19 protein-coding genes are annotated in these 23,144 nt (G+C 65.8%); 16 read left to right on the top strand and 3 right to left on the bottom strand.

The genetic code is table 11. The annotated features are described in order from the left end of the window. Positions 1–67: 67 nt before the first annotated feature. The 6 genes from AC0MRV_RS05165 (at position 68) to AC0MRV_RS05140 (ending at position 9,533) form a co-directional block, all read left to right on the top strand. Complete coding sequence (locus AC0MRV_RS05165; RefSeq protein WP_472763367.1) at positions 68–973, top strand: thiamine pyrophosphate-dependent enzyme; 906 nt, start codon at positions 68–70, stop codon at positions 971–973. A 722-nt stretch (positions 974–1,695) separates the two neighbouring features. Further along, positions 1,696–2,448, top strand: coding sequence for a ribonuclease PH (gene rph / locus AC0MRV_RS05160; RefSeq protein ID WP_472763366.1), 753 nt, complete (start codon positions 1,696–1,698; stop codon positions 2,446–2,448). Positions 2,449–2,552: 104 nt separating this feature from the next. Further along, the gene (locus tag AC0MRV_RS05155; protein ID WP_472763365.1) at positions 2,553–4,616 is read left to right on the top strand and encodes a CHASE2 domain-containing protein; all 2,064 of its coding nucleotides are present in this window, start codon (positions 2,553–2,555) and stop codon (positions 4,614–4,616) included. A 7-nt stretch (positions 4,617–4,623) separates the two neighbouring features. After that, the gene (locus AC0MRV_RS05150) at positions 4,624–6,123 is read left to right on the top strand and encodes a FecR family protein (protein WP_472763364.1); all 1,500 of its coding nucleotides are present in this window, start codon (positions 4,624–4,626) and stop codon (positions 6,121–6,123) included. Further along, positions 6,123–7,073 (top strand): hypothetical protein, encoded by a 951-nt coding sequence (locus AC0MRV_RS05145; protein WP_472763363.1) that lies wholly within the window; start codon positions 6,123–6,125, stop codon positions 7,071–7,073. The genes AC0MRV_RS05150 and AC0MRV_RS05145 overlap by 1 nt, the downstream gene beginning before the upstream one ends. Before the next feature lie 126 nt (positions 7,074–7,199). Then, on the top strand, positions 7,200–9,533 hold the full coding sequence (locus AC0MRV_RS05140) for a hybrid sensor histidine kinase/response regulator (RefSeq protein WP_472763362.1): 2,334 nt from the start codon (positions 7,200–7,202) through the stop codon (positions 9,531–9,533). 290 nt (positions 9,534–9,823) lie between these two features. On the opposite strand, the gene AC0MRV_RS05135 is transcribed toward AC0MRV_RS05140, so the two are convergent. The 3 genes from AC0MRV_RS05135 to mpgS are packed head-to-tail and all read right to left on the bottom strand — an operon-like array spanning position 9,824 to position 12,496. Further along, positions 9,824–10,306, bottom strand: a complete 483-nt coding sequence (locus tag AC0MRV_RS05135; protein ID WP_472763361.1) for a hypothetical protein — start codon at positions 10,304–10,306, stop codon at positions 9,824–9,826. Positions 10,307–10,359: 53 nt separating this feature from the next. Next, on the bottom strand, positions 10,360–11,232 hold the full coding sequence (locus AC0MRV_RS05130) for an HAD-IIB family hydrolase (protein WP_472763360.1): 873 nt from the start codon (positions 11,230–11,232) through the stop codon (positions 10,360–10,362). A gap of 25 nt (positions 11,233–11,257) precedes the next feature. Then, entirely contained in the window at positions 11,258–12,496 is a 1,239-nt protein-coding gene (gene mpgS, locus AC0MRV_RS05125; protein WP_472763359.1) for a mannosyl-3-phosphoglycerate synthase, read from the bottom strand. Positions 12,497–12,681: 185 nt separating this feature from the next. Between mpgS and AC0MRV_RS05120 the strand changes: the two genes are divergently transcribed. The 10 genes from AC0MRV_RS05120 to AC0MRV_RS05075 all read left to right on the top strand — a co-directional run bounded on the left by AC0MRV_RS05120 (position 12,682) and on the right by AC0MRV_RS05075 (position 23,130). Further along, complete coding sequence (locus tag AC0MRV_RS05120; protein WP_472763358.1) at positions 12,682–14,478, top strand: ATP-binding protein; 1,797 nt, start codon at positions 12,682–12,684, stop codon at positions 14,476–14,478. 43 nt (positions 14,479–14,521) lie between these two features. Next, positions 14,522–15,760 carry a pyrophosphate--fructose-6-phosphate 1-phosphotransferase gene (locus tag AC0MRV_RS05115; protein ID WP_472763357.1) on the top strand — a complete coding sequence of 413 codons (1,239 nt, stop codon included), beginning with the start codon at positions 14,522–14,524 and terminating at the stop codon, positions 15,758–15,760. A gap of 280 nt (positions 15,761–16,040) precedes the next feature. Next, positions 16,041–17,057: a PEP-CTERM sorting domain-containing protein gene (locus AC0MRV_RS05110; protein ID WP_472763356.1), complete on the top strand. Its 1,017-nt coding sequence runs from the start codon at positions 16,041–16,043 to the stop codon at positions 17,055–17,057. After that, on the top strand, positions 17,057–18,571 hold the full coding sequence (locus AC0MRV_RS05105; RefSeq protein WP_472763355.1) for a hypothetical protein: 1,515 nt from the start codon (positions 17,057–17,059) through the stop codon (positions 18,569–18,571). Before AC0MRV_RS05110 ends, AC0MRV_RS05105 begins: the two co-directional genes overlap by 1 nt. Before the next feature lie 28 nt (positions 18,572–18,599). Beyond that, complete coding sequence (locus tag AC0MRV_RS05100) at positions 18,600–19,241, top strand: peroxiredoxin-like family protein (protein WP_472763354.1); 642 nt, start codon at positions 18,600–18,602, stop codon at positions 19,239–19,241. 80 nt (positions 19,242–19,321) lie between these two features. Next, the gene (locus AC0MRV_RS05095) at positions 19,322–20,830 is read left to right on the top strand and encodes a peptide MFS transporter (protein WP_472763353.1); all 1,509 of its coding nucleotides are present in this window, start codon (positions 19,322–19,324) and stop codon (positions 20,828–20,830) included. A gap of 57 nt (positions 20,831–20,887) precedes the next feature. After that, positions 20,888–21,505: a TIGR02466 family protein gene (locus AC0MRV_RS05090; RefSeq protein ID WP_472763352.1), complete on the top strand. Its 618-nt coding sequence runs from the start codon at positions 20,888–20,890 to the stop codon at positions 21,503–21,505. Positions 21,506–21,628: 123 nt separating this feature from the next. Further along, positions 21,629–21,844, top strand: coding sequence for a hypothetical protein (locus AC0MRV_RS05085; RefSeq protein WP_472763351.1), 216 nt, complete (start codon positions 21,629–21,631; stop codon positions 21,842–21,844). 121 nt (positions 21,845–21,965) lie between these two features. After that, positions 21,966–22,469, top strand: a complete 504-nt coding sequence (locus AC0MRV_RS05080) for a hypothetical protein (protein ID WP_472763350.1) — start codon at positions 21,966–21,968, stop codon at positions 22,467–22,469. 160 nt (positions 22,470–22,629) lie between these two features. Then, positions 22,630–23,130 carry a diacylglycerol kinase gene (locus AC0MRV_RS05075; protein WP_472763349.1) on the top strand — a complete coding sequence of 167 codons (501 nt, stop codon included), beginning with the start codon at positions 22,630–22,632 and terminating at the stop codon, positions 23,128–23,130. The last annotated feature ends 14 nt before the right edge of the window (positions 23,131–23,144 follow it).

The raw sequence follows: 23,144 nt of genomic DNA, 5'->3' as shown, positions 1-23,144 counted from the left end.
CCAGGAAGCCGGTCTGACCTCTCCCGTCTGACATCAGACTTCATCCTTCCAAACTTCTCCTTCCGCCATGTCCGCTACCGCAGAAGCCCCGGCCCCCGACCAGCCCAAGCTCACCAAAAAAGCTCTCACCGCCGACCACCCGACGTGGTGCCCCGGTTGTGGTGACTTCGCCGTGCTGGCCTGTTTCTACCGCGCCCTCGAGCAACTCAATTACCCGCACGAGTCCATCGTCACGATGGCCGGCATCGGTTGCTCGTCGCGCTTCCCCTACTTCGTCAACACCCACGGCGGCCACTTCATTCACGGCCGCTCCGTCCCCTTCTCCGCCGGCATCAGCCTCTCGCGCGATGACCTCAAGGTCTTTGTCTTCGGCGGCGACGGCGACGGCTTCTCGATCGGCGGCAACCACCTCGATCACGTGGCCCGCAAGAACGTGAACCTGACCTACGTCATCATGGACAATCAGGTTTACGGTCTCACCAAAAAGCAGACCTCGCCGACCTCCCCCGAGGGCTTCCGTTCCAAGACCGACCCCTGGGGTGCGATCGACCAGCCCATCAACCCGATGCGCAAACTGGTCAACTCCGGCGCCACCTTCGTCGCCCGCTCGCACGCCACCCAGATCAAGCACATGACCGAGATGATGGTGCGCGCGGCCGAGCATCCCGGCTTCGCCGTCGTCGAAATCCTCTCCGAGTGCGTTGAGTTCCACCCCGGCGCCTTCGACTCCGCCAATCCCCGCAAGGGCGGCGGCTTCGAACTCATTGACGAGGCCACGCACGACAAAACCGATATCACTGCCGCCATGGGCCTCGCCAGCGAACCCTGGCCCGGCAAGTTCGGCGTGTATTACGAGGTGCAGCGCCCGACCAAAAACGCCCTCGAGGCCGGCCTCATCGCCAAGGCCCGCGAGAAGACCAAACAAGCCGACGACGCGACCCTGCTCAAGCAGACCTTCGCCCGCATGCGCTGAGCGTCTTCGCAGCGCGCCTCCCTCTCAAACCGCCGGCCAAGCACCGGCGGTTTTTTTTGGCGCTCGGCGACCGACGCCTTCGCGAACGCGGCGGCGCGACGCCGAGGGGCAGACGGGTGCGGATGCGGTGAGGCAACGGGTTATCGAACCGCGAAGAGCGCGAAGACACGCGAAGCCACTCCACCGCAGCACCGCGTCCGGAGGTCGCGTTCGCCGGACAGGGACCACGTTCCCGCGAACCATCGAGGAACGCTAATCGACGCTGATTTTCGCTGATTGGTTTGAGCGAAGATTAGCGCCTATCAGCGTTCCCAAGCATGTTCTGCCCCGTCAGCCGGAGCTTCAGCGAAGGCGGGCCTCCCAGCATCTGCGCCCATCCGCGTCATCGGCGGTTCAACCAAGTAATCCACTCCGCCGCAGCACCGCGTCCGGAGGTCGCGGTCCACCTTTTCCGATCAGGTGGACGCCGACGCCTGTCCCGCGAACGCGGTGATCCCCGACGGCGTCGCGCATGCCTCTCCGGCTCTGTGCTCCGCTGTGCGCTCCGTGGTTAAAAAACTCCCTGCCCCTCAGCATCTGCGCCCATCTGCGTCATCTGCGCTTAACCACCACGCATACCGCTCTGCTTCGCGTCATTTCGTGATCGACTGCGTCCAGCCCGGCAACCGCCCGATCGCATCCACAGCTTGCGCTCGGCTCCAAGCCCGCATGAGGTGGCCCCCATGACCGACACCACCCGCGCCGACGGCCGCCTGCCGCATCAGCTGCGCCCGATTTCCTTCCAGGCCGACATCGCGCCCAACGCCACCGGCTCCGTGCTGGTATCGTTTGGCCACACCCGCGTCATCTGCGGCGCGACCATCGAAGCCCGGGTGCCCGGCTGGATGCGCGCCCAGAACGTGTCGGGCGGCTGGATCACCGCCGAGTATTCGATGCTCCCCTACAGCACGCACGACCGCAAACAGCGCGACAGCTCCAAGGGCAAGGTCGACGGCCGCTCCGTTGAGATCCAGCGCCTCATCGGCCGCTCACTGCGCGCCATCGTGGACCTCGAAAAACTCGGCACCCACACCCTTTGGATCGACTGCGACGTGCTCCAGGCCGACGGCGGCACCCGCACCGCGTCCATCACCGGCGCCTACGTCGCCGCCCGCCTCGCCGTGCAGAAGCTGCTCGACGTCGGCCGTATCACCGAGAACCCGCTCAAGGACTCCATCGCCGCCGTGAGCGTGGGCATCGTCAATGGCACCCCCATGCTCGACCTGCCCTACACCGAGGACCGTGACGCCGAGGTCGACGCCAACATCGTGATGACCGGCAGCGGCCAATTCGTCGAGGTGCAGAGCAGCGGCGAGGAATCGACCTTCTCGCCCGAACAGTTCTCCACCTTGCTCGCGCTCGCCCAAGGCGGACTCAAGGAACTGGCCGCCGCCCAGACCGCGTTCCTCACCCAGCAGTTGCTCGGCGCCAAATAAGGCGCCCCGCGCGGCGCGGCGTTTGATGAACAAGTTCTCATCTTAAGCTCACGCAGCGTTCATCTGCCGGGAGTTAGCTCATCGATCGGAATCCTTCCGATTCGATGTCCGGCACCACCTCCCCCACCGCAACCTCCCGCACTCTGCCCTCGCGCCCGTGGCTCCTGGGTCTGGGCCTGCTGGTGATTGTGCTCACCTGGGGCATCTCGTGGTCGTGGCAGCAACCCCTTGAGGGTATCGCGCTCGACCAACGTTTCCGACTGCGCCGCCACCTGCGTGCACCCCGTGGTCCCGCGCCGCTCATCGTCGGCATCACCGACAGCAGTTTCACCCTCGCCGAACGCGCCCCCGAACTCGTGGCCGCCGATCCCGCCCTCGCCCGCTTACAGGCCGGCTGGCCCTGGGACCGATCGATGTTCGGCGACACCGTGCGGCGCCTGCGCGCGGCCGGCGCCAAACTCATCGTGTTCGACATCGTTTTTGCCGGTCCCAACCCCGGCGATGCCGACTTCGCCGCCGCTCTGGCCGAACCCGGCGCCCCGGTTGTGCTCGCCTCGCTCTGGCAGGTGGAACACCGCGCGACCGGCGAGGCGGTGGCCGTGCTGCGCGAACCCTCCGCGCCGCTGCTCGCCGCCGGCGCCCGCCACGGCTTCGCCAATGTCTGGGCCGACCCCGACGGCGTGCTCCGCCACAGCGAAACCCAGCTCGACGACGCCAGCCTGCTGGGCCTCGCGCCCGACCCAAGTGCCGCCGTGCCTTCGCTCGCCTTGGCGGCCGCTCAAACCCTCGCCGCCGAGTCGCGCGCAACCAGCCCGCTCATCGACTACCGCTTCGCCGCAGCCGACATCCCGGTCGTGCCCATCGAGGACCTCTTTTTGCCCGATCGTTGGCAGGGCGACTGGCTCGCCGACGGGGAATTTTTTCGCGATCGCATCGTGTGGATCGGCCCCTTGTCCGAGATCCAATTCAAAGACGTGCACCTCACTCCGCTCGGCCGCATGCCCGGTGTGATGGCGCAGGCCCAGGCGGCCGACTCCTATCTCAACGATCGCGCCCCGCGCAGCTTCCCGCCGGTGTTGGGTGCCGTGCTGGTGCTCCTCCTCGCCGCTGCCGGACTCGGGCACACTGCGCGCCCGCGCCGCGCCAGCCGACAGGGGTTGCTGGCGATTGGCGGCGGCGCGCTTTGGCTCGTGCTCGCGCTGGCGGCGTTCGTGCTGGCCGATCTGGTCGTGCCGCTGGTTGCGCCCGGCGCGGCCTGGCTTAGCGGCTGCGCGCTGGGCATCGGGGCGCAACTGGTGAGCGAACAACGGGAGCGCCGCCGGCTGCGCTCGATGTTGGGACGCTACGTCTCCGAGGAGGTCGCTCAACTCATCGCCGACCGGCCCGACAACTTCGCCCAATCTCTGCGCGGGGAACGTCGCGCCGTGACCGTGCTCTTCGCCGACTTGCGCGGCTTTACGTCCTGGGTGGAGGACGCCGATCCCGAGGCTTTTGTTGGCCAGCTCAACACCTACTTCACCGCCATGGTCGACTGCGTGCTCGCCCACGGCGGCACCCTGCAAAAATACATCGGCGACGCCATCCTCGCGGTGTGGGGCGACACCCGCACGGAGGGACCGACGGAGGACTCCGCCCGCGCCGTCGCCGCCGCCCTCGCCATGCAGGCCGCGTTGCAGGGCCTCAACACGCAATGGGCGACCGAGCCCGGTCGCGCCCAACTTCGCATCGCGATCGGCGTGCACCACGGCACCGTCATGGTGGGCAACGTCGGCCATCCGCGCCGCATGGAGTTCACCGTGATGGGCGACGCCGTGAACACCGCCTCGCGCTTGGAAACCGCCAACCGTCCGCTCGACACCGAGGTGCTGGTGAGCGCGCAGATCGCGACCCTGCTGGAGGGCCGCGTCCGCTTCCTCCCCGTCGGTCCGGCCACGTTGAAAGGCAAACGCACCCCCCTCGATCTGTTCATCCCACTCCACCCCGTCGCCGCGGAGGCTTCGACGTGGTGGGCCGACGCCGCGCGCGCGCAACAGGCATGGAGCGAGCGCGACACGCCGACCGCCAACGCGATCTGGTCCCGCCTCGCGGCGCAGGACGTCCCCTTGCGCGCCTACTTCCACCGCCGCAGCCAACTGGACGCCCCCACCCTCGACCTCACCGCCAAGTGATTTCGCCATGACCACCCGCCCCATCGTCTATCTCCTCTTCGCCGTCGCCAGCGCTCTCGGCGCCCTGGGCGCTCCCCAGGCGCTCGAGCAGTCCGAAGTGATCGAAGCCGTCAACGACGTGACGCTCATCACCATGCCCGCCGGTTCGACCGCGCCCGCCCGTCGGCACGACCAATTGCACGCCCCCGACCGCCTGCGCACCGGTCGCGCTTCCCGTGCCGAACTCCAGGCACCCGACGGCACCATCACCCGGCTCGGGGCGAACACGCTGTTCGCCTTCGACCGCGCCACGCGCTCCATGCAGCTCGACCGCGGCAGCGTCTTGTTTCACTCCCCGACCGGTCGTGGCGGCGGCACGATCAAGTCACCCTCCGCTTCCGCCTCCGTGCTCGGCACCACCATCATCGCGGCCGCCACCGCCGACGGCGGTTTCAAACTCCTCGTGCTCGAAGGTCGCGCCCGGGTCGACTTCACCACCGGTGCCCGCCGCGAACTCAACGCCGGCCAGATGCTGTTTGTGCGTCCCGGCGGACTCGGGACCGGCACGCCTGGCCCGACCATCCACTTCGACCTCGAGCGCCAGGTGAAGAACTCAAACCTGGTCAAAGGCTTCAAACGCCCGCTCGCCTCCCAACCCAAAATCGACCGCGCCATCGCCGACCAGCGCCGCGCCGTCGGCCAGGGCCGCTACCTCGCGACCGGCTTCCTCGTTTACGCCGCGACCAGTGACACGCAGGTCAACGGCATCGAAGCCGCCGGACCGGATGCCGACGACAGCTTGGTCGGCGACTTCAACCAGCACCAGAAACTCGCGCTCAACTCCGACGTCACGCTCGCCTCGGCCACCCTGCCCGCCAACCGCGTCTTCCGCGCCGAGTTCCTCATTCCGGCCACCGAGAGCGAGTTCCTCAACCTCGAGTCCGACACCCTGCTCACCGGTCTGCTCGGCCGCACCGTTACGATCGCCTCGCCGGAGCTCAGTTTCGCCGACGCCGGGGTCCCGGCCTTCAATCTCGTGGGCAAGCAGGCGATCGTCTTCACCGGCTCCACCACCTTCACCAACCTCGCCGCCAAGCTCGACCTGCGCGACACCCACTTCCTGCTGGAGGGCGACTTCTGGGCCGATGCCGGCGACACCGCCGCGCTCACCCGCCTCACCTGGGCGGTGGCCCCGACCGACGCCGTGTTCCAAACCACCGCCGTCAACCTGATCGACGCACAGGCGCTCAACTTTGACGGCTTCGCCACCATCAACCTCGGCGCCCGCACCATCGCGCTGACCGACGTCGCCTTCCCCGCCGGCTCAACCGTGCGGCTGGTGAGCGAGACCGGCCAACTCGCGCCCGCGCCCAACACCGGCGCCGCCGTGCAACCGGGCTTCGTCAACTTCGTGCGCGACGTCACCTACGGCGGCGCGCCGGCGCAGGACCACGTGCCGATCGCGGCCGGCGGCACCGGCCTCGGCACGCCCAGGATCACCATCACCACCCCCAACCCCGGCAACTGATGCAACGCGCGCTCCTTCACCTTGCCCGGCTCGCCGGTGGACTGGTCGCACTCGCGACCCTTTGCGTCGCTCAGACGTCCGCGCCTGCCGCGAACGAAGTCCCGGAACTCTTCGCCGGCGAGTTGGACGACGTAGGTCCGCAATACCTCCTCGTCGCCCAACCCAAACCGCGCCCCTGGGCGCTCTGGGCCGACCTTGAGATCACCGGCACGACCAACGTGACCCTCGTCGAAACCGACGTTTCCGCCTCCACCCTCACGGTCGCGCAGGTCGGCCTCAACCGCGACTCGACCCGGCGACCGCTCTGGAGTGGCACCACCGGGTGGCAACTCGGCGCGCGCGGCCAGGCCTACCGCTACGGCTACCTCGCCGGGGAAAACCAAAAGATCAACCTGGTCGAAATCGACCGGAACAACTTCGACCTCGCCGGCCTGCACGCCCGCGTCGATTGGCAACGCGGCCCGTGGTTCGCGGCGCTCACCGCCCGCGCCTCCACCCTGCGCTCCAACGCCACCGATCACACCTTCTACGAAGAGCTCGCTACCGAGTGGGCCTTGTTCTGGCAAAAGCCGCTCAGTCCCAAACGCACCCTCGCGATCGGCTTGGACGGCGCCCTGCGCTTTTCCGACACCGACTCCTTCGGCCTGCTGCCCCACGATTGGAACAACCGCGTCGAACAGAGCGTCGCCGTCATGATCGACCAAAGCCTCGGCGCGCACTGGCACCTGCGCCCCACCCTGCGTTACCTCATCAGCCACTACACGGCCGAGGAACGCGATCGCTCCGATCAACAGTTTTCCGCGCGCGTCGCCGCGACCCGCCCGCTCGGTCGCCATGCCGAGCTGCGGTTCACCGCCGGCTTCGATCACCGCGAGAGCACCGACCCATTGGTGCCCGATTTCCAGAAGTGGGACCTCGCACTCGGACTCGGTGCGCAATGGCGTTTTTGAAGCCTGTTTTCCGCGCCCAAAGCCCCTCGCTGCTGGTTATTACTTAGTGAAAATCGGTTGCCGTAAGGAGGACTCTCTAAACGCTGGGTAGTGCCAGCTCACCGCTGGTCCCCAACGCGTCACGACATGTCCTCTTCCGCTCCGCTTCGGATTCTCCTCATCGCCCCCGCCGAGTTCCCGGCCGCGGCTTATCAGGAGGAACTGCAGAGCGGTGACTGCCCCGCCGAAATCGACCATATCGGTTCCATCCAAGAGATCGCTGCAAGCGATCGCGTCGGCAGCTGGAGCACCGTCGTGGTCGCCCGGGACCTGATCGCACTTGAGGCGGACGCCATCGACCAACTGCGGGCCACCTGCCGGGGCAGCCCGCCGGTGCTGGTGCTGGCCCCCACCGTGACCGTGGCCGACACCAAGACCGCCCTCGACGCCGGTGTCGCCGCGATCATTCGTCACGACCAACCCAACGAAGTCGCGGCCGCCATCGTGCGCGCCAAGCGCTACGAACGCCACCGCCAGCAACACGAGGCCGACCTGCGCAAGGTCGCCGCCAGCGAACGCCGCTTCGCCACCCTCTTCCACAGCAGTCCGATCGCCGCCATCATCACGGAGATCGAAGACGGCACCATCGTGGACGTGAACCCCACCGCGTGCAGCCTCGTCGAACTCGAGCGGGACGCCATCGTCGGCCACAAGACCATGGAGTTCGGCGCCTGGGCCGATTTCTCGCAACGGCGCCGCCTGGTCGCCGACGCCCTGTTCGGTGGCGTGGGCCACACCATCGAACGCGAAGTAAAGATTCCGGGTCGCGCGACCAAGACCGTATTGGCATCGTTCTCCAGCTTTGAACTCGAAGGCCGTAACCGCCTGCTCGTGATGATGCAGGACATCACCCAGCGCAAAGCGGCCGAGCACACCCTGCGCGAAAGCGAGGAACGTTACCGCCTGCTGGTGGAGAACTCCCACGACCTCATCTGCGAGGTCGATGCCTCCGGTCGCTTTTGTTATGTGAGCCCCAACCACCTCGCGGTCACCGGCTACATTCCCGATGAACTCGAGGGTCGGCAGGTGCAGGAGTTCATTCACCCCGACGAGCTCGACGACGTCGCCGCCCTGCTCACCCAACTCCAGCACCGCGCCGAGGTGCGCCTGCAGTTCCGCCACCGCAAGGAACATTGGCTCACCTTCGAATCCTCCCTGCAGGTCTACCACACCTCGGCCGGCGAGCGCCGCGCGGTGGTGATCTCGCGCGACATCACCGCGACGATCAAAGCCAGCGCCGATCGCCAGGCGCTCGAGCAACAACTCCGTCAGGCGCAGAAGATGGAGGCCATCGGCACCCTCGCCGGCGGCATCGCCCACGATTTCAACAACATCCTCACCGCCATCTTCGGCTACCTCCAACTCGTGCAGTTGGAGATGCCCGACGATTCACCGATCCGCGAAGAACTGGTCGGCGCGCTCGAGGCCAGCGAACGCGCCCGCGATCTGGTGAGCCAGATCCTCACCTTCAGCCGCCGCCGCGAACAGCAGCGCGCCCTCGGCAAAATCGCGCCCATCATCCACGACGCGCTGCGCCTGCTCCGCGCCTCCCTGCCCGCCACGATCGATTTCAAGGTCGAGATCGACGAGAGCGCACCGCCCGTGCTCTGCGACGGCACGCAGCTGCACCAGGTCATCATGAACCTGGGCACCAACGCCGGCTACGCCATGAACCAGCACGGCGGCGTGCTCACCCTGCGCCTCACCCAGGGCCAGGCGGAGCCCGCGCTCTTCGACAGCTACCCGCAGCTCGCCAACCGCCAGACCCTCTGTCTCAGCATTTCGGATACAGGCGTGGGCATGGACGCCGCCACCCGCGAGCGCATCTTTGAACCCTTCTTCACCACCAAGCCGTCCAACGAGGGCACCGGCCTCGGTCTCGCGGTGGTGCACGGCATCGTGCAGGACCATGATGGCGCCATCATTTGCGAAAGCGAACCGGGCGCCGGCACCTGCTTCCGCATTTATTTCCCCACGGTCGATCCCGCGAGCCTCGACGTCGTCGCCACCCCGCACGATCTGCCCAAGGGCTCCGGTCAGCGCGTGCTGCTGGTCGACGACGAGGAATCGGTCGTCAACATCGGCAGCCGCATGATCAAGCGCCTCGGCTACGAGGTGGAATCCTTCACCATCTCCGGCGAAGCGCTCGAGCGCTTCACCCGCACACCGCAGGACTTCGACATCGTCGTGACCGATCTCACCATGGGCGGCGCGACCGGCGTCGACATCGCCCGCCGTGTGTTCGAGCTGCGCCCCGGCCTGCCGCTCGTCATCGCCACCGGCTTCATGAACGCGCGCGACGTCGATACGGCCCGTGCCCTCGGCGTGAAATGGTTCCTCGAAAAACCCTTCTCCTTCCACGGCCTCGCCACGCACCTGCAGAAGGCGTTGCAACACGCCGCGCCGGTCGACCCGCGGTGAACCGTTCCGAGATGTGGCCGCGAGCGTGAGCGCGTGGGCGTCGCACCGAGCCGCTGCTGTAGCCGGGGTCGTCCCTGCCCGCCATAGCTTGGGCGTCGGCGGGTGACCCCGGTCCCCCATCTCGCCTTAGCGTGTGTCTGGGAAAGCCGAGGGGGCATCGCTGGGAACGCAGCCGGAGGCAGGCAGGCGGAATCAGGCTGACTGTGCCCGGGGGCACAGTGGTCCGGTGCCAACGCCGCGCGAGGCCCTCTTCCCACTCACGCGGGCCCCTCGTCTTTCCCAAACAAACCCTACGCCGACTTCTCCTGCGTCAACTCCTCACGGATGCCGCGAAAATTCCCCTCTTCGGCCGCCCGCACAAAACCTTCGGTCACGCTCTTGAGATTTTCCCACTGTGCGCGAATCCGGGCCGCCTCCAGGTCGGTGATCTGCTGGTCTGCCGCCGAGGCGGCGATCACGCCCAACATGTCCGCAAACTGCTGCACGATGGCGTTGGTCGAGGGAATGAGCGCAGCGCTGGAGCTCGTCGCCTTCGGGTTGTGAATGAAAAAACCACCGGCGCGCTCGGCCACCCATTGCGCGATGCGCACGTCGCCCGTCGTCTTGAGCAACTGCTCCACGCGATCCAGCGGATTCACCGCGCCACTGCCCGCGCTGGCTGACGGCGGCTCGGCCCATTTGTAGATGAGCGAAAGCGAAAGGCCCATGTCGGAGCACACCTGCTTGGCACTGGTTTTTTTGAGCAGTTCCTTGAGTAAAGCGTGCGACTCCATGATGGCGAAAGATGGTGCCGATCGATCACATGGCAATCCCGCGGTGCGCGGGATCAGGCCGCCCCGGCGTTGCGCAGGTCGTCACCCAACAGGCCGGTGATGACCTCCATCCAACCAAAGGGTCCGCGGCCGTCTGACCGCCGCAGCCCAGGCAGATCGAGATCAGCCCAGGTGCCATCCTCCCGCGCCACGAGAAACGGCAGGTCAACCGCCTCGAGCAAGGGCACGTCGTTGGCGCTGTCGCCGAGACCAACCGACTGCACCGGCCGGCCGTAGGCGCGCTCGTAAAGGTCGACCACGCGACGCACCGCCTGGCCCTTGTCGGTCCCGGCACCGGTGACCGTGTGGAAGCGTCCGCCGTGGCGACACTCCAAGCCTTCGGCCGCAAACTCGGCCTCCAAGGTCGACCACGTTTCCGCGGGCAGGTCCTCGATCAAGGTCTCGCTGTAGTGGCGGCGCCGCGCGCGCCCGGCCGCTTCCAGACTCAAGCCGGTGAGGGCCGCGAGATCTTCGTCGGTGATGTTGCGATAACCGCGCAAGGCTTGGCCGGTGCGTTCGCGCACCCGATCGAGTCGCGCATGAATGTCCTCGGCGACCAATCCGAGCGCGAGCGCGCTGCGCCCGGGTTCACCCGGAGCGGGCGGCCAGCCCCCGGTGGGCAGTCCGGTGGAATCGGGCGTGATGATGGCAGCGCCGTTTTCGACGATGGCGGGGATGGAGCGAATGCCCAGTTCCTGCCGCAAGGCACGTTGTTCACTCGCGGTCTTGGAGGAGCAGAAGATGACGGGCACGCCCATCTCGCGCAGCCGGAGCAAGCCCGGCCGCGCCGCTTGCGGCGAGAAGCTCGACCACTCGAGCAGCGTGCCGTCGAGGTCGGTGAACACCAACCAGGGCCGGTGCGGGTCCAACAATGAACTCAGAGACATGTGGGGCAGATCGCGTGGGTTCAGTTCAGCTCGCACCGGGAGCACCCGACGACATCGGCACGGTGGTGCCCGTGCTACCGCCGCTCGAAATGGCTTCCTGCGCGGTGTCGAAGAACACATCAAAATCCATCCGATCGAGGCTCTTGTAGACGCGCATCGGCGCGAGCTGCTCGCCCTCCTTCAGATAGTTGCGGCGCTGCAGGTCGCGTTCGATTTCCTCGCGCAGGGATTCCGGGCAAAGTTTCGAGTGATAGATCGTGCTCAGCGAGGCCGCGATCATGTCCTCGACGTGCTCGTCTCCCTTCACCTCATGCAGGTGCGGGTTGCGCGACTCGATCTGACTGATCTTGACCATGCGGTGCATGTCCTGCCCGACGCCTTCGCCCTCGGCCAGGATGCCACCGTATCTCTCCAGCAGGTGCACGTAGTGGAAGGTCTCGACGGCATAACCGGTCGCATAGTCGATGCCCATCGCGAGCTCGGTGGTGAGCGCGTGTTCGCCGGCGTTGCCGGTCTTCACAATCTCGGTCTCGAAGCCGGTGTGGTGGCCGACGAGACGATTGAGGAAGAGGTTCGAATGCCGCGAGCTGCGCCCCCACTTCGCGAAGTAGAGCGAGTTCTCCACCACCTTGGGCTTCGAGTGCCAGGAGATGCGCACCATGGCGTGGTCACTCGGGTTGAGACAGAACCCGGCGGCGTATTCCTTCACATACTCGTTCACCGCGCCGGGGAAGTAGTTGTCGCTGTCGACGAAGCCGACGTATTTGCGGCCCATCAGCTTCGCCAGCAGGGAACCCATGATCATGCCCTCGGCCTTGCCGTTACGCACGAGCTCCTTGTCGTCGAGGATCTCGGTGTAGCCGGCGGCGGCAAAGGCCGCGGCGATGGCCGGATCCTTTTGATGCACCACCAACACCTGCTTGCGGGTAAAGCGGCAGAAATTGTTGATCGCCTCCTGCTCGAGGAAAAATTTGTCCACCGGCGCGCGCGGGCTGTTGGACACCACGATCACCAGGCAGTCGTGCGGAATGCCGACCAAGACGCCTTCGATGAGCTTCAACCGCTCATTGCGCACCGGCACCACGATGGCCATCTGGCTCTCGATCTCGTGCAACGCTTCCGACGGCACCCGGCGCACCACCGAGTCATCATCATTGCCCGGCGAGGCATGCTCCGGACCGGCATCGAGCTCATAAACTTTTTGCAGGCCATAAATGCGCACGGCCCCCAAACGCTCAAACTCCCGCGGGGATTCAATGCGCATGCGCGACCCCCTCGTCCCTACCCCAAACCGGGCGCGTCAGCACGCTGCCGCCGGTGTTATCAATATGAGAAACATGCATAGCCCCATTTGAGCAAGATGGATGCCAGCAGCCGAAACCCTGGGTTAAGACTCATTGAAATCCACTTGCATCCACACGGGAGCCGACTGTGGTCGGTGCCTTCGTCATGAGCTCCGCCACGCCAGCTTCGCCCCCGCCGGAGGTTTCGCCGCGCATCGAGGCCCGGATCGAGGCGGAGATGTCCCGCCTGCTGTTTCGCTCCGTCCGCACCGGTTTGATTTCCAACTTCGTGCTGGCGGCGCTGCTCGTCGCCGGTTCGTGGATTTATGTGAACCAGACACTGGCCTTGGCGTGGCTCGCGGCCAGCGGCGGCGTCGTGTTGGCGCGCTGGTGGCAACTGCGTCGCTTCAATGCCGCCGCCCCCACCGATGATGAACTCCCGCGCTGGCGGCGCGCCTTCGTCCTCCTGCTGCTGCCGGCCGGCCTGCTCTGGGGGGTGGGTTCGTGGATCTTCATCAACAACACGCACCTGCTCCCGCTCGTGCTGACGATTCTCATCGTCGCCGGCCTCAACTCCGGCGCCGCGCGATCCCTCGCTTCGGTCAAGGCTGCTTCGCTGTCCTACATCGTCGCCACCTTGACGCCCGTCAGTCTGCACTTCGCGCTGCGCCCTGAGATCGGCAGTTGGACCATGACCGCCTGCACCCTCACCTTCGCCGTCTTCCTCAACAGCACCGCGCGCCTGCACCGACAAGACCTGCGCAAGCTCCACCGCTTGAATTTCCAAAACTCCGAACTCGTGGAGGTGCTCAGCGAAGCCAAGGACCGCGCCGAATCGGCCAACCGCGCCAAGAGCGAGTTCCTCGCCGTCATGAGCCACGAGATCCGCACCCCGATGAACGGCGTCATCGGCATGCTCGACATCCTGCGCCATTCCGATCTGCCGGAGCCCCAACAAAAGCAGGTCGACATCGCCATGAGTTCGGCCGACTCGCTCCTGCACCTCCTTAACGACATCCTCGACCTCTCCCGCATCGAGGCTGGTGAACTCACCTTTGAGACGACCCCCTTTGCCCTGCGCAACCTCGTCGGCGAAGTGGGCGCCCTGCTCGCCGCGCCCGCCTCCGCGAAACGGAACCACATCCGCGCCGCCATCGACGATGCCGCGCCCGACCACGTGGTGGGCGACCCCCTGCGGCTGCGCCAGGTCCTGCTCAATCTTCTCGGCAACGCCGTGAAGTTCACCGCCAACGGATCGATCGACCTCGAGGTGGAAACCGTCGCCTGCGACGCCCGCTCCGCCACCCTGCGCTTCGCCGTCATCGATACCGGCATTGGCATGTCGCCCGAGGTGAAGGCCAAGCTCTTCCAGAAATTCAGTCAGGGCGACAGTTCGACCACCCGCCGCTACGGCGGCTCTGGCCTCGGCCTCGCCATCTCCCAACGCTTGGTCAAGGGCATGGGCGGAACCATCGAGGTGGAAAGCGTGGAGGGTCAGGGCTCGACCTTTGCCTTCACCCTCACCCTGCCCCTGCCCACCGAACCGCCGCTTGCGCCGGCACCTGTCCGGGTGCCCGGCAACTCCCCGCCCCCGCGGCTCCCGCGCGTTTTGGTCGCGGAGGACGACCGCACCAACCTCGCGGTCGTGCAACGGCTGCTTCACTTCCTGCAGATCCAGAACACCGCCTGCGGCAATGGTGCCCAAGCCGTTTCACTCGTGCTCAACGAAAGCTGGGATCTCATCCTGATGGATGTGCACATGCCCGAGCTCGATGGCATCGAGGCCACCCGTCGCATCCGCGCCAACCCCACGACCGCCGAGCTCCCGATCATCGCCCTCACGGCCAGCGCCTCCCCCGAAGAGCACCGCACTTTTCTCGAAGCCGGTTTTTCGGCCGTGCTCACCAAGCCCATCACCCGCGAACGCCTGGCGGAATGCCTCGCGGAGTGGTTGCCGGTTTGACGCCTGCAACGCGGCGGCTTGAGATGGCGATCTCCCTTTCGTCATGTCCACGCCCGCCAAACCCAAGAAAGTTGCCCTTCTCACTGCCGGTGGCCTCGCCCCCTGCCTCAGCTCCGCCGTCGGCGGCCTGATCGAGCGCTATACCGAGATCGCCCCCGACATCGAAATCATCGCCTATCGCGGCGGCTACAAAGGCCTGCTGCTCGGCGATTCCTACCAGGTCGGTCCCGCCGAACGAGCCGCCGCCGGCATCCTCCACCGCCACGGCGGCAGCCCCATCGGCAACAGCCGCGTCAAACTCACCAACGTGAAGGACTGCGTGAAACGGGGCCTCGTCGCCGAGGGTCAGGACCCGCAAAAGGTCGCCGCCGATCAATTGATCAAGGACGGCGTCGATGTCCTCCACACCATCGGCGGTGACGACACCAACACCGCCGCCGCCGACCTCGCCGCCTACCTCGCCAAGCACGACTATCCCCTCACCGTCATCGGCCTGCCCAAGACCATCGACAATGACGTCTTTCCCATTCGCCAATCCCTCGGCGCCTGGACCGCGGCCGAACAGGGCGCCCGTTACTTCCGCAACGTCGTCGCCGAGCACAACGCCAACCCGCGCATGCTCATCATCCATGAGGTCATGGGCCGCAACTGTGGCTGGCTCACCGCCGCCACCGCCGAGGCCTACCGCAAGCTGCTCGCTACCGAGGAGTTTGTGCCCGGACTCGGTCTGGCCCGCGCCAACCTCGACGTGCACGGCGTCTTCATTCCCGAAATGGCCCTCGACCTCGAGGCCGAGGCCAAGCGCCTGCGCGCCGTCATGGACGAGACCGACAACGTGAACCTCTTCATCAGCGAAGGGGCCGGAGTCGAAAGCATCGTCGCCGAAATGGAAGCCAAAGGTGAAGCCGTGCCGCGCGACGCCTTCGGTCACGTGAAGCTTGATGCCGTCAATCCGGGCAAGTGGTTCGGCCAACAGTTCGCCGCCATGCTCGGCGCCGAAAAAGTGCTCGTGCAAAAGAGCGGTTACTTCGCCCGCGCCGCCCCGGCCAACCAAGCCGACCTCGATCTCATCCGCGACTGCGTGCACCACGCCGTGGACTGCGCCCTGCGCAACGAGGGCGGAGTGATCGGTCACGATGAGGACCAGAACAACGTGCTGCGCGCGATCGAGTTCCCGCGCATCAAAGGCGGCAAGCCCTTCGATCCCGCCACAACTTGGTTCAACGATCTCCTCGGCGCCATCGGCCAACCGCGCGGCGCCACCGTCGAGACCTCGCACTGAGATCACCTACCCGCCAACCGCGGATCGCGACCGATCCGCCCTCTTCCTTCCCCGGACCATCATCATGATGGTCCGTTTTTATTGGCGCGCGTGCTTCGAGACAAAACCTCCCCAACCTCGTCCCCGGGTCCGAACGGATAAATCAATAGGCCTGTTTGTCTTCAGGATAGGCCAGACATAACCCCGCCATTCATGTCATATCGTCCTGATTTATACGTATTTACGAGATTTTGGCTCGAATCAACCATGCTTCGGGCTACGATTCCCTCGTCGACGATCCATGCGCCTCCCGAGGAACATCCCCTATGCCCTTTTGCGCTGCTGCCTCCTGCTCGGATGCGGTGCGGGCCTGCCGGCGGTGCACGCGCAGCTGACGGTTGATGGCATCATTTCGAGCGACTACACCAGCTACAACGCCGTCCTCGCCTCAGACGGCACCTACCTGCAGGACCTGCGCGCCGATCAGCAGACCGGCCAGTATGCTGACGATTTTGTCGGCGGCACGACGGACAATCCCGGGTTCATGATGAACCTCGCCACCTATGACGCCGGCACCTCCGCCGGATCGCTCGACTACATGGTGATCCGCGTGCGGATGAACACCTACGATCCGAATGGTTACAACAACAACGGCAAGTTGCGCTTCGGCATCGATGCCGACGCCGACAACGACGTGGACTTGTTCTTCGGCATCGACGGCACGCAAAGCGGTCCGCCCACGCTCGGTTTCCAAGATCCGGGCACCGACCTCAACATCAGCCCGAGCACGAGCTCCATCGGCAACAACTTCACCCCCACCTTTGAGTCCGGCGACGCGCTTTTCAGCCTGAGCGCCGCCGAGATCACGGCGCTCATGACGCTGACCGAGGGCACGACCTACAGCTACCACGACGCCGCCACCATCGACGGCTCCATGCCCGGCTTCAGCATCTTCGCCACCAACAAGGTCAATCAACCGGACGCCGACGCCTACGTCACCTTTGCCATCCCCGTCCTGTTGCTCGCCGAAGCCATCGAGGACTACAACCCGTCGATCAGCTTCGATACCAATTCGGCCATCCGCATGATCGCGTTCACCGCGACCAACAACAACACGATCAACCAGGACCTTTTCGGGTCCAACGGCATCGATGGCGCGACCACGTTCGACAGCGCCGGCTTTTCCGCCGTCATGACGCCCGATGGGGTCGTGCCCGAACCCGCCACCTACGCGCAACTCGGGGCCATGCTCTTCGTCGCCGGCGGCTTGGCGTGGCGCCGACGCCGCCAGCACGCTCGCGACCTCGCCAACCGTTGATGGCCAAGTCGAGGTCCAGCGCCGCTCCGTTCTCGCGGGCAAACCTCGATAGTTGGGCCATCGACCTCATCCGCATCGCGTGGGGGTTGATCGCTTGGAACGCCCGTAAAACCAAGTTCCGGCTCGGCCTCAGTCGCCGTTGTCCCTGTCAGGCACCCAGCGATTCCGGCATCGCCGGCGAAACCCGCTGCGAGGCCTCCTTCCTGCTCGATCGGCCCACCCGTTTTCAGTTTGTCTGCCCGGCCTTGCGCAACACGCCTGCCGGCTGGCGTTGCCATCACGACCGCGCCACCGTGCGACCCTACTGGGGTCGCTGCATCCTCACCTACGCGACCCTCGCCCTGCTGTTGTGGGTCACCGGCGCCACCTTGTGGTTTGGCAGCTTGCGCATCGGCGGCGTGCACAGGGTCGCCTGGCTGGATTGCGTGTGGCCGCCGCGGCACGAACGGGTCGGCGAAGCCCGCGCCGAACACTTTCGCAACCAGTTCCAACACGCCATCTCCGAGGGCAACATCCCGGCCGCGATCGTCGCGCTCCACTCCGCCTTCGTCTCCTGCGACACCTGCTGGCGCGACGGTTTGGTGCTCGCACAGATCTACGAACGCACCGGCCAATTCGCCGCCGCCGATCACATCTTTGACCAGGCGGAACAACGCGCGCCCGATCATCACACCACCATCACCGTGGCCCGCCATGACGCATTGCTGCACTCGCGCCGCTTCCGCTCCCTGGCCGAACTCGCCTGGCGGGAATTCCAGCACGCCACCAACGATCGTGAAACGTGGCTCGTGCCGCTGGCGCATGCCCTCGCGGCCGATCCACTCGCCGTCAAGGTGCTGCCGCCGACCGACGAACGAAACGATCTCACCTCCGGCGAACGCGCCCTCCTGGAACTGGCGGCAAACCACCAGCGGCCCCTGCCTGCGTTCATCCGCAACCAAATCATCACCACACCGGCGAACAATCCGACCCAGGCCATCCTGCGCTGGCGGCTCCTGCTCGATCAGGGCGACCGTCTCGCCGCGCTGCAGGCGATCAATCGCGACACGGCAACCCTGAGTCGTTTTGAACTGGAGCTCGCCCGCTGGGCGACGATCGACCCGCGCACCTCCGCCGCCCAGGCGGCCCAATGGTGGCTGGACCTCATCCCCCTCGACCCCGCGCCCGCCCACATCGCGCGGCTGGTGGCGGTGGCCCTGCGTTCCCCTTTCCAGGTGCCGCTCGCGGCGCTGCGGGTGCGCCTGCCCGATGACGACCGCGCCTCGCTGGCCGCGCTCTGGGTCCTCGCCGTCCGACAAGGAGACGCCAACCTCGCGACCGATCTGCTCAAGGACATGGGCTACTTCCCCGAAGCCAACGCGCTGCCCCTCGACCCCAATGCCCTCGCGGCCCGGCTCCCGATCACCGCGACCCTGTTGCCCATCCCCCGCGAGGTGCTCTACGCGCTCATGCCCTCGCCCGGCCAGGCGGGTGCCGCCGCGACGGTTGATCAAATCCTGCAAGGTTCGGAATAAGGTGGCGGAGCGCCGGCTCCGACCCGCCATGACCTTCCTTCCCCGTCCCGTTTGCCTCGCCCTCACCGCTGCGACCCTGCTCGTGAGTCACGCCTTCGCCGCCCCATTGCCCATGGGTGCGGAAAACACCCGCCCCGTTGGCGTCGGCACCGAGATGATGTCAGCCGAGCTGCTCGACCTCGAGGGCAAGGCCGTCGATCTCCGCGACCTCGTCATGGCCAAGCCCACCGTGCTCATTTTCTACCGCGGCGGCTGGTGTCCCTACTGCAACACCCACCTCGGCGAGCTGGCCACCATCGAACCGGAGCTCGACGCCCTCGGCTTTCAGGTGATCGCGATCAGCCCGGAACGTCCGGAGACCCTCGCCCAGGCCCTCAAGGACAATCCGCCTCCTGCTTCGCGCATCCTCCTCTCCGACCGCAATATGGTGGTCTCATCCTCCTTTGGCCTGGCCTACCAGATGCCGCCGGATCTGGAGAAAAAGTATCGGGAATACGGCATCGATATCGCACCGATTCCGGACAATCCGGATCACCATTGGCTGCCGGTGCCGGCGGCCTTTGTCTTCGATCGTGGCGGCAGCGTGACCTACGCGTTCTTCGATCACGACTACACCAAACGCGTCGAACCCGCCGACCTGCTCGCAGCCGCTCGCGACGCGCTCAAGTAGGCCTCCGGCCCGCGGCGCGCCAAATTTCTGCGTCGCATCCCCAGAGGGGTTTGTTTCGCTGCGGTCACACACCCGACTGCATGACTGAACCCACTTCCTCCCCCGTCGCCGCCGACTCCACCAACGATCGCGGCGGCATCGGCGGCCACCCTCGCGGCCTCTCCACGCTCTTCTTCACCGAAATGTGGGAGCGTTTTTCCTACTACGGCATGCGCGCCTTGCTCGTGCTGTTCATGACCCTCGCGATCACCGAGGGTGGCCTGGGATTCTCGACCGAAAAAGCCGCCAACATCTACGGCACTTACACGATGAGCGTGTATTTGCTCGGCATACTCGGCGGCTTCATCGCCGACAATTTTATCGGCGCGCGCCGCGCCGTGCTCATCGGCGGCATCATCATCGCGAGCGGCCACTACTCGATGGCGCTGCCGTCCGAGACGACCTTCTTCATCGGTCTCTTCCTGGTCGCGGTGGGCACGGGGCTGCTCAAGCCCAACATCTCCACCATGGTGGGCAGCCTTTATTCACCCGAGGACGCCCGCCGCGATGCCGGCTTCTCGATCTTCTACATGGGCATCAATATCGGTGCCCTCACCTCCGCCCTCGTTTGCGGTTGGCTGGCGCAGTCCGACACCTTCCGCGGCATGTTGGAAAGCTGGGGCATGAACCCACACGGCAGTTGGCACTGGGCCTTCGGTGCGGCCGGCGTCGGCATGACCTTCGGCCTCATCTCCTACCTGCGACGCGCCGGCACGCTCGCCCACGTCGGCCAGGCGCCGTCGCGCGAGGCCGATGGCAGTCGCCCCTGGGGCAAACTCGGTCTGGTCGCAATCGGTTCGGCCGCGCTCATCGTGCTCATGGTCTTGGCCGAGACCTACACCGCGATCGTCTACGTGCTCTTCGCCGCGCAAATCGGCGCGGTGTTGTTCTTCGCCTTTCGCCCCTCCGATGAGAGCCGGCGCATGGCCGCCATTCTCGTGCTCTTCATCGCCGCCCAGGTATTCTGGGCCATCTTCGAGCAAGCCGGTTCCTCCGTGCAGCTCTTCGCCGATCGTCTCACGCGCAATCAGGTGCTGGGCTTCGAATACCCCTCCACGTGGTGGCAATCGGTCAACTCGATCTGGGTCATCCTCATGGCGCCCTTCTTCGCCTGGCTCTGGATCAAGCTCGGCAAGGGCGGTCCCAGCAGCCCGATGAAGTTTGTCTTCGGCCTCCTCCTCGTCGGCCTGTCCTTCATCTGGATGATCCCCGCCGCCAAGCTCGCGGCGGAAGGCCTCGTGAGCCCGGCCTGGTTGCTCGGCCTGTTCTTCCTCCAAACCGCCGGCGAGATGTGCCTGAGCCCGGTCGGCCTCAGCACCATGACCAAACTCGCCCCCGCCCGCCTCACCGGCCTCGTGATGGGCATCTGGTTCCTCGCCGCCGCACTGGGCAACAAACTCGCCGGCCTGCTCGCCAGCGGCTTCGACGAAAACGACCTCGCCAGCCTGCCCGACTTCTTCCTCACCCAGGCCCTCTTCGTCGGCGGCGCGACCGTCGTGCTGCTCGCCCTCGTCCCGTGGGTGAAGCGCCTGATGGGCGGCGTGCACTGAGGCGGCACAGTCATTTCAGCGTTTCCGCATTTCCGCTTTTCAGCTTTCTAGAAGGCCATGCCCGCGAATCTGCACTTCCCGACCTACGTGTATTGCGAGTCCCTTCAGCCCAAGGGACTCGACAAACTCAACGCCGAGCTCGTGACCGAGTGCGACCAGTTGCGCGCCTTCGATGTCGCCGGGCGCAAGTGGTCGGAATCCAACTACCCCGGCGGCTACACGAGCTACGCCTCGATGAACGAGCTGCACCGCTTCTCCAGCACCTTCGAGGGACTCGAGCGAAAGATCGCCAAACACGTCAAAGCCTACGCCAAGCTGCTCGAGTTCGACCTGCGTGGCCGTGAGGTCTACATGACCGACTGCTGGGTGAACATGATGCCCCCGGGCACCAGCCACGGCCTGCACATTCACCCCCTGTCCTTCATCAGCGGCACCTACTACGTGCAGACCCCGCCCGGCTGCCCGGGCATCAAATTCGAAGACCCGCGCCTCGACCGCTTCATGGCCGCGCCGCCGCGCAAGACCAAGTGCAAGCCCGAGCACGAAGCCTTCGTCACCTACCCCGCCGAGGCCGGCAACGTCGTGCTCTTCGAGAGCTGGTTGCGCCACGAGGTCCCGGCCAACCAAGTCTCGGAAGAGCGCATCTCCATCTCCTTCAACTACGCCTGGCACTGAGACCGGCGCGAAGGCGCCGGAACTCCCAACCGCACAAACCCCAAATCCCAACCCAAGCAGCGGGGACAACTTTCACTCGTTGGGGTTTGGGATTTCGAGAATTGGGATTTTCATGGCGCAGTCATGATCGTAATTCGCCGCATCGTCGACCGCCGCCGGGCCTACACCGGGATATTCCTCCCCGGCGAACCGGCGCGGATCTTCCCGACTGACGACGTGCAACACGCCCGCATCCTGCAGATCTACAAGCAGGACAAACGCTACGAAGACGTGCTCAACGACTTCACCGACTTCGGCCTGAACCAGCCGCCCGCCCCCAACTTGTCACGTCCGACGTGACAAACTCCCCCGCCCGGCCGGCGGGTTCATCGCAGCGAGAAACCGGTTCGTCGCAATAATAGACCGGTTCGTCGCAGAGTGGTCGCCGCTCCGGCACACCGGTCCAACCTGTGGACCCACCATGAAGCAGATCGAGGTCACCGACGACGTTTACGAGGCCCTCAAGCGCCTCACCACCGATTTCAACCAGAGTCCCAACGACGTTCTCGCGTCACTCCTGCACCTGCCGGTCTGCTCGGCCACGCAGGAGGACCCGCTCACCGGTTACCTGCTCAGCCCGGAATTTCGCAGCAAGTTCACCGACGCCGACAAATACCTCGCCATCCTCGGCTGGGTCGCCGAGCAGCACCCCGCCGATTTCCGCGAATACATCGAATCGCTCAACCGCGGGCGCCGCTACCTGAGCATGAGCCGCGAGGACATCATCGCGCAGTGCCGCCACAATCAGGCCCGCCAGATTCCCGGCACCCCCTTCTGGGCCATCATGAACATCGACACGCCGACCAAGCGCCGCTTCCTCTCGCGCGTCCTCGAGTTCTGCGGCTACCGCGAAGAGCTGATCGACTTCACCTGCAATGTCATCGGCATGCGCCGCCCCGCCCGCCGTATCTCCTTCGCGGCCTGACCGGCCGCCCATCGCCCCCAGTCGGTTTCGCAGGGCGCAAGGTTCGTCATACGAACATGGCGTTGATGCTTGGGTAGCGAGCGGTCGCGGTGAACGTGCGGGGCGCGGCCCGTCGATAAGGCTTTCGCCTCGCGGGCTTACCGCCCACGATGCCGCGCTCGTGAGCGCGTCCCCCGACCCAGCATCCTCCCCCGCCGGCAATCCCTCAGCGCCGGAACCGGCCCCGGCCGCCCCGACCGCCGCCGCCGGGGGCGACATCGAAAACAAGACCCGCGACCTGCGGAACTTTTTCGCCTCGATCCGTTATTCGGTCGAGGGCTTCGCCGCCGCCGTAAAGCACGAACCGTCCTTCCGCGAGGACCTGTTGTTCGTCATCCTGTTGGTGCCCTTTGCGGTCATCCTGCCGGTCAACGCGGTGTCGACCGCCCTCATGATCGCGGTGCTGGTCCTTATCATGATCGTCGAGCTGCTCAACTCGGCCATCGAGTGGACCATCGACTACCTGCGCCCGGAAATCCATCCGCTCGCCAAACGGGTGAAGGACATGGGCAGCGCCGCGGTGTTCTTGAGCTACATCAATGCGATCGTTGTGTGGATCATTCTCCTCTGGCCTTCCAACTCGGTTTGGCGCCGATTGGCCGATTGGTTTGCGGGGAGCTAATCCCCGCGCCAGCT

It is taken from the genome of Actomonas spartinae (genome assembly GCF_051209155.1).
In the GTDB taxonomy this organism is placed as follows: Bacteria; Verrucomicrobiota; Verrucomicrobiia; order Opitutales; family Opitutaceae; genus Actomonas.
Note: the sequence above shows the minus strand (reverse complement) of the source record. Positions and strands in the feature narration are given on the sequence as shown.

Coding starts and splice junctions, on each gene's coding strand:
- AC0MRV_RS05085 (WP_472763351.1), top strand. CDS start 21,629: ATGATCGTAATTCGCCGCATCGTCGACCGCCGCCGGGCCTACACCGGG.
- AC0MRV_RS05140 (WP_472763362.1), top strand. CDS start 7,200: ATGTCCTCTTCCGCTCCGCTTCGGATTCTCCTCATCGCCCCCGCCGAG.
- AC0MRV_RS05145 (WP_472763363.1), top strand. CDS start 6,123: ATGCAACGCGCGCTCCTTCACCTTGCCCGGCTCGCCGGTGGACTGGTC.
- AC0MRV_RS05155 (WP_472763365.1), top strand. CDS start 2,553: ATGTCCGGCACCACCTCCCCCACCGCAACCTCCCGCACTCTGCCCTCG.
- AC0MRV_RS05080 (WP_472763350.1), top strand. CDS start 21,966: ATGAAGCAGATCGAGGTCACCGACGACGTTTACGAGGCCCTCAAGCGC.
- AC0MRV_RS05130 (WP_472763360.1), bottom strand. CDS start 11,232: ATGTCTCTGAGTTCATTGTTGGACCCGCACCGGCCCTGGTTGGTGTTC.
- AC0MRV_RS05090 (WP_472763352.1), top strand. CDS start 20,888: ATGCCCGCGAATCTGCACTTCCCGACCTACGTGTATTGCGAGTCCCTT.
- mpgS (WP_472763359.1), bottom strand. CDS start 12,496: ATGCGCATTGAATCCCCGCGGGAGTTTGAGCGTTTGGGGGCCGTGCGC.
- rph (WP_472763366.1), top strand. CDS start 1,696: ATGACCGACACCACCCGCGCCGACGGCCGCCTGCCGCATCAGCTGCGC.
- AC0MRV_RS05120 (WP_472763358.1), top strand. CDS start 12,682: ATGAGCTCCGCCACGCCAGCTTCGCCCCCGCCGGAGGTTTCGCCGCGC.
- AC0MRV_RS05165 (WP_472763367.1), top strand. CDS start 68: ATGTCCGCTACCGCAGAAGCCCCGGCCCCCGACCAGCCCAAGCTCACC.
- AC0MRV_RS05110 (WP_472763356.1), top strand. CDS start 16,041: ATGCGCCTCCCGAGGAACATCCCCTATGCCCTTTTGCGCTGCTGCCTC.
- AC0MRV_RS05135 (WP_472763361.1), bottom strand. CDS start 10,306: ATGGAGTCGCACGCTTTACTCAAGGAACTGCTCAAAAAAACCAGTGCC.
- AC0MRV_RS05095 (WP_472763353.1), top strand. CDS start 19,322: ATGACTGAACCCACTTCCTCCCCCGTCGCCGCCGACTCCACCAACGAT.
- AC0MRV_RS05115 (WP_472763357.1), top strand. CDS start 14,522: ATGTCCACGCCCGCCAAACCCAAGAAAGTTGCCCTTCTCACTGCCGGT.
- AC0MRV_RS05100 (WP_472763354.1), top strand. CDS start 18,600: ATGACCTTCCTTCCCCGTCCCGTTTGCCTCGCCCTCACCGCTGCGACC.
- AC0MRV_RS05105 (WP_472763355.1), top strand. CDS start 17,057: ATGGCCAAGTCGAGGTCCAGCGCCGCTCCGTTCTCGCGGGCAAACCTC.
- AC0MRV_RS05150 (WP_472763364.1), top strand. CDS start 4,624: ATGACCACCCGCCCCATCGTCTATCTCCTCTTCGCCGTCGCCAGCGCT.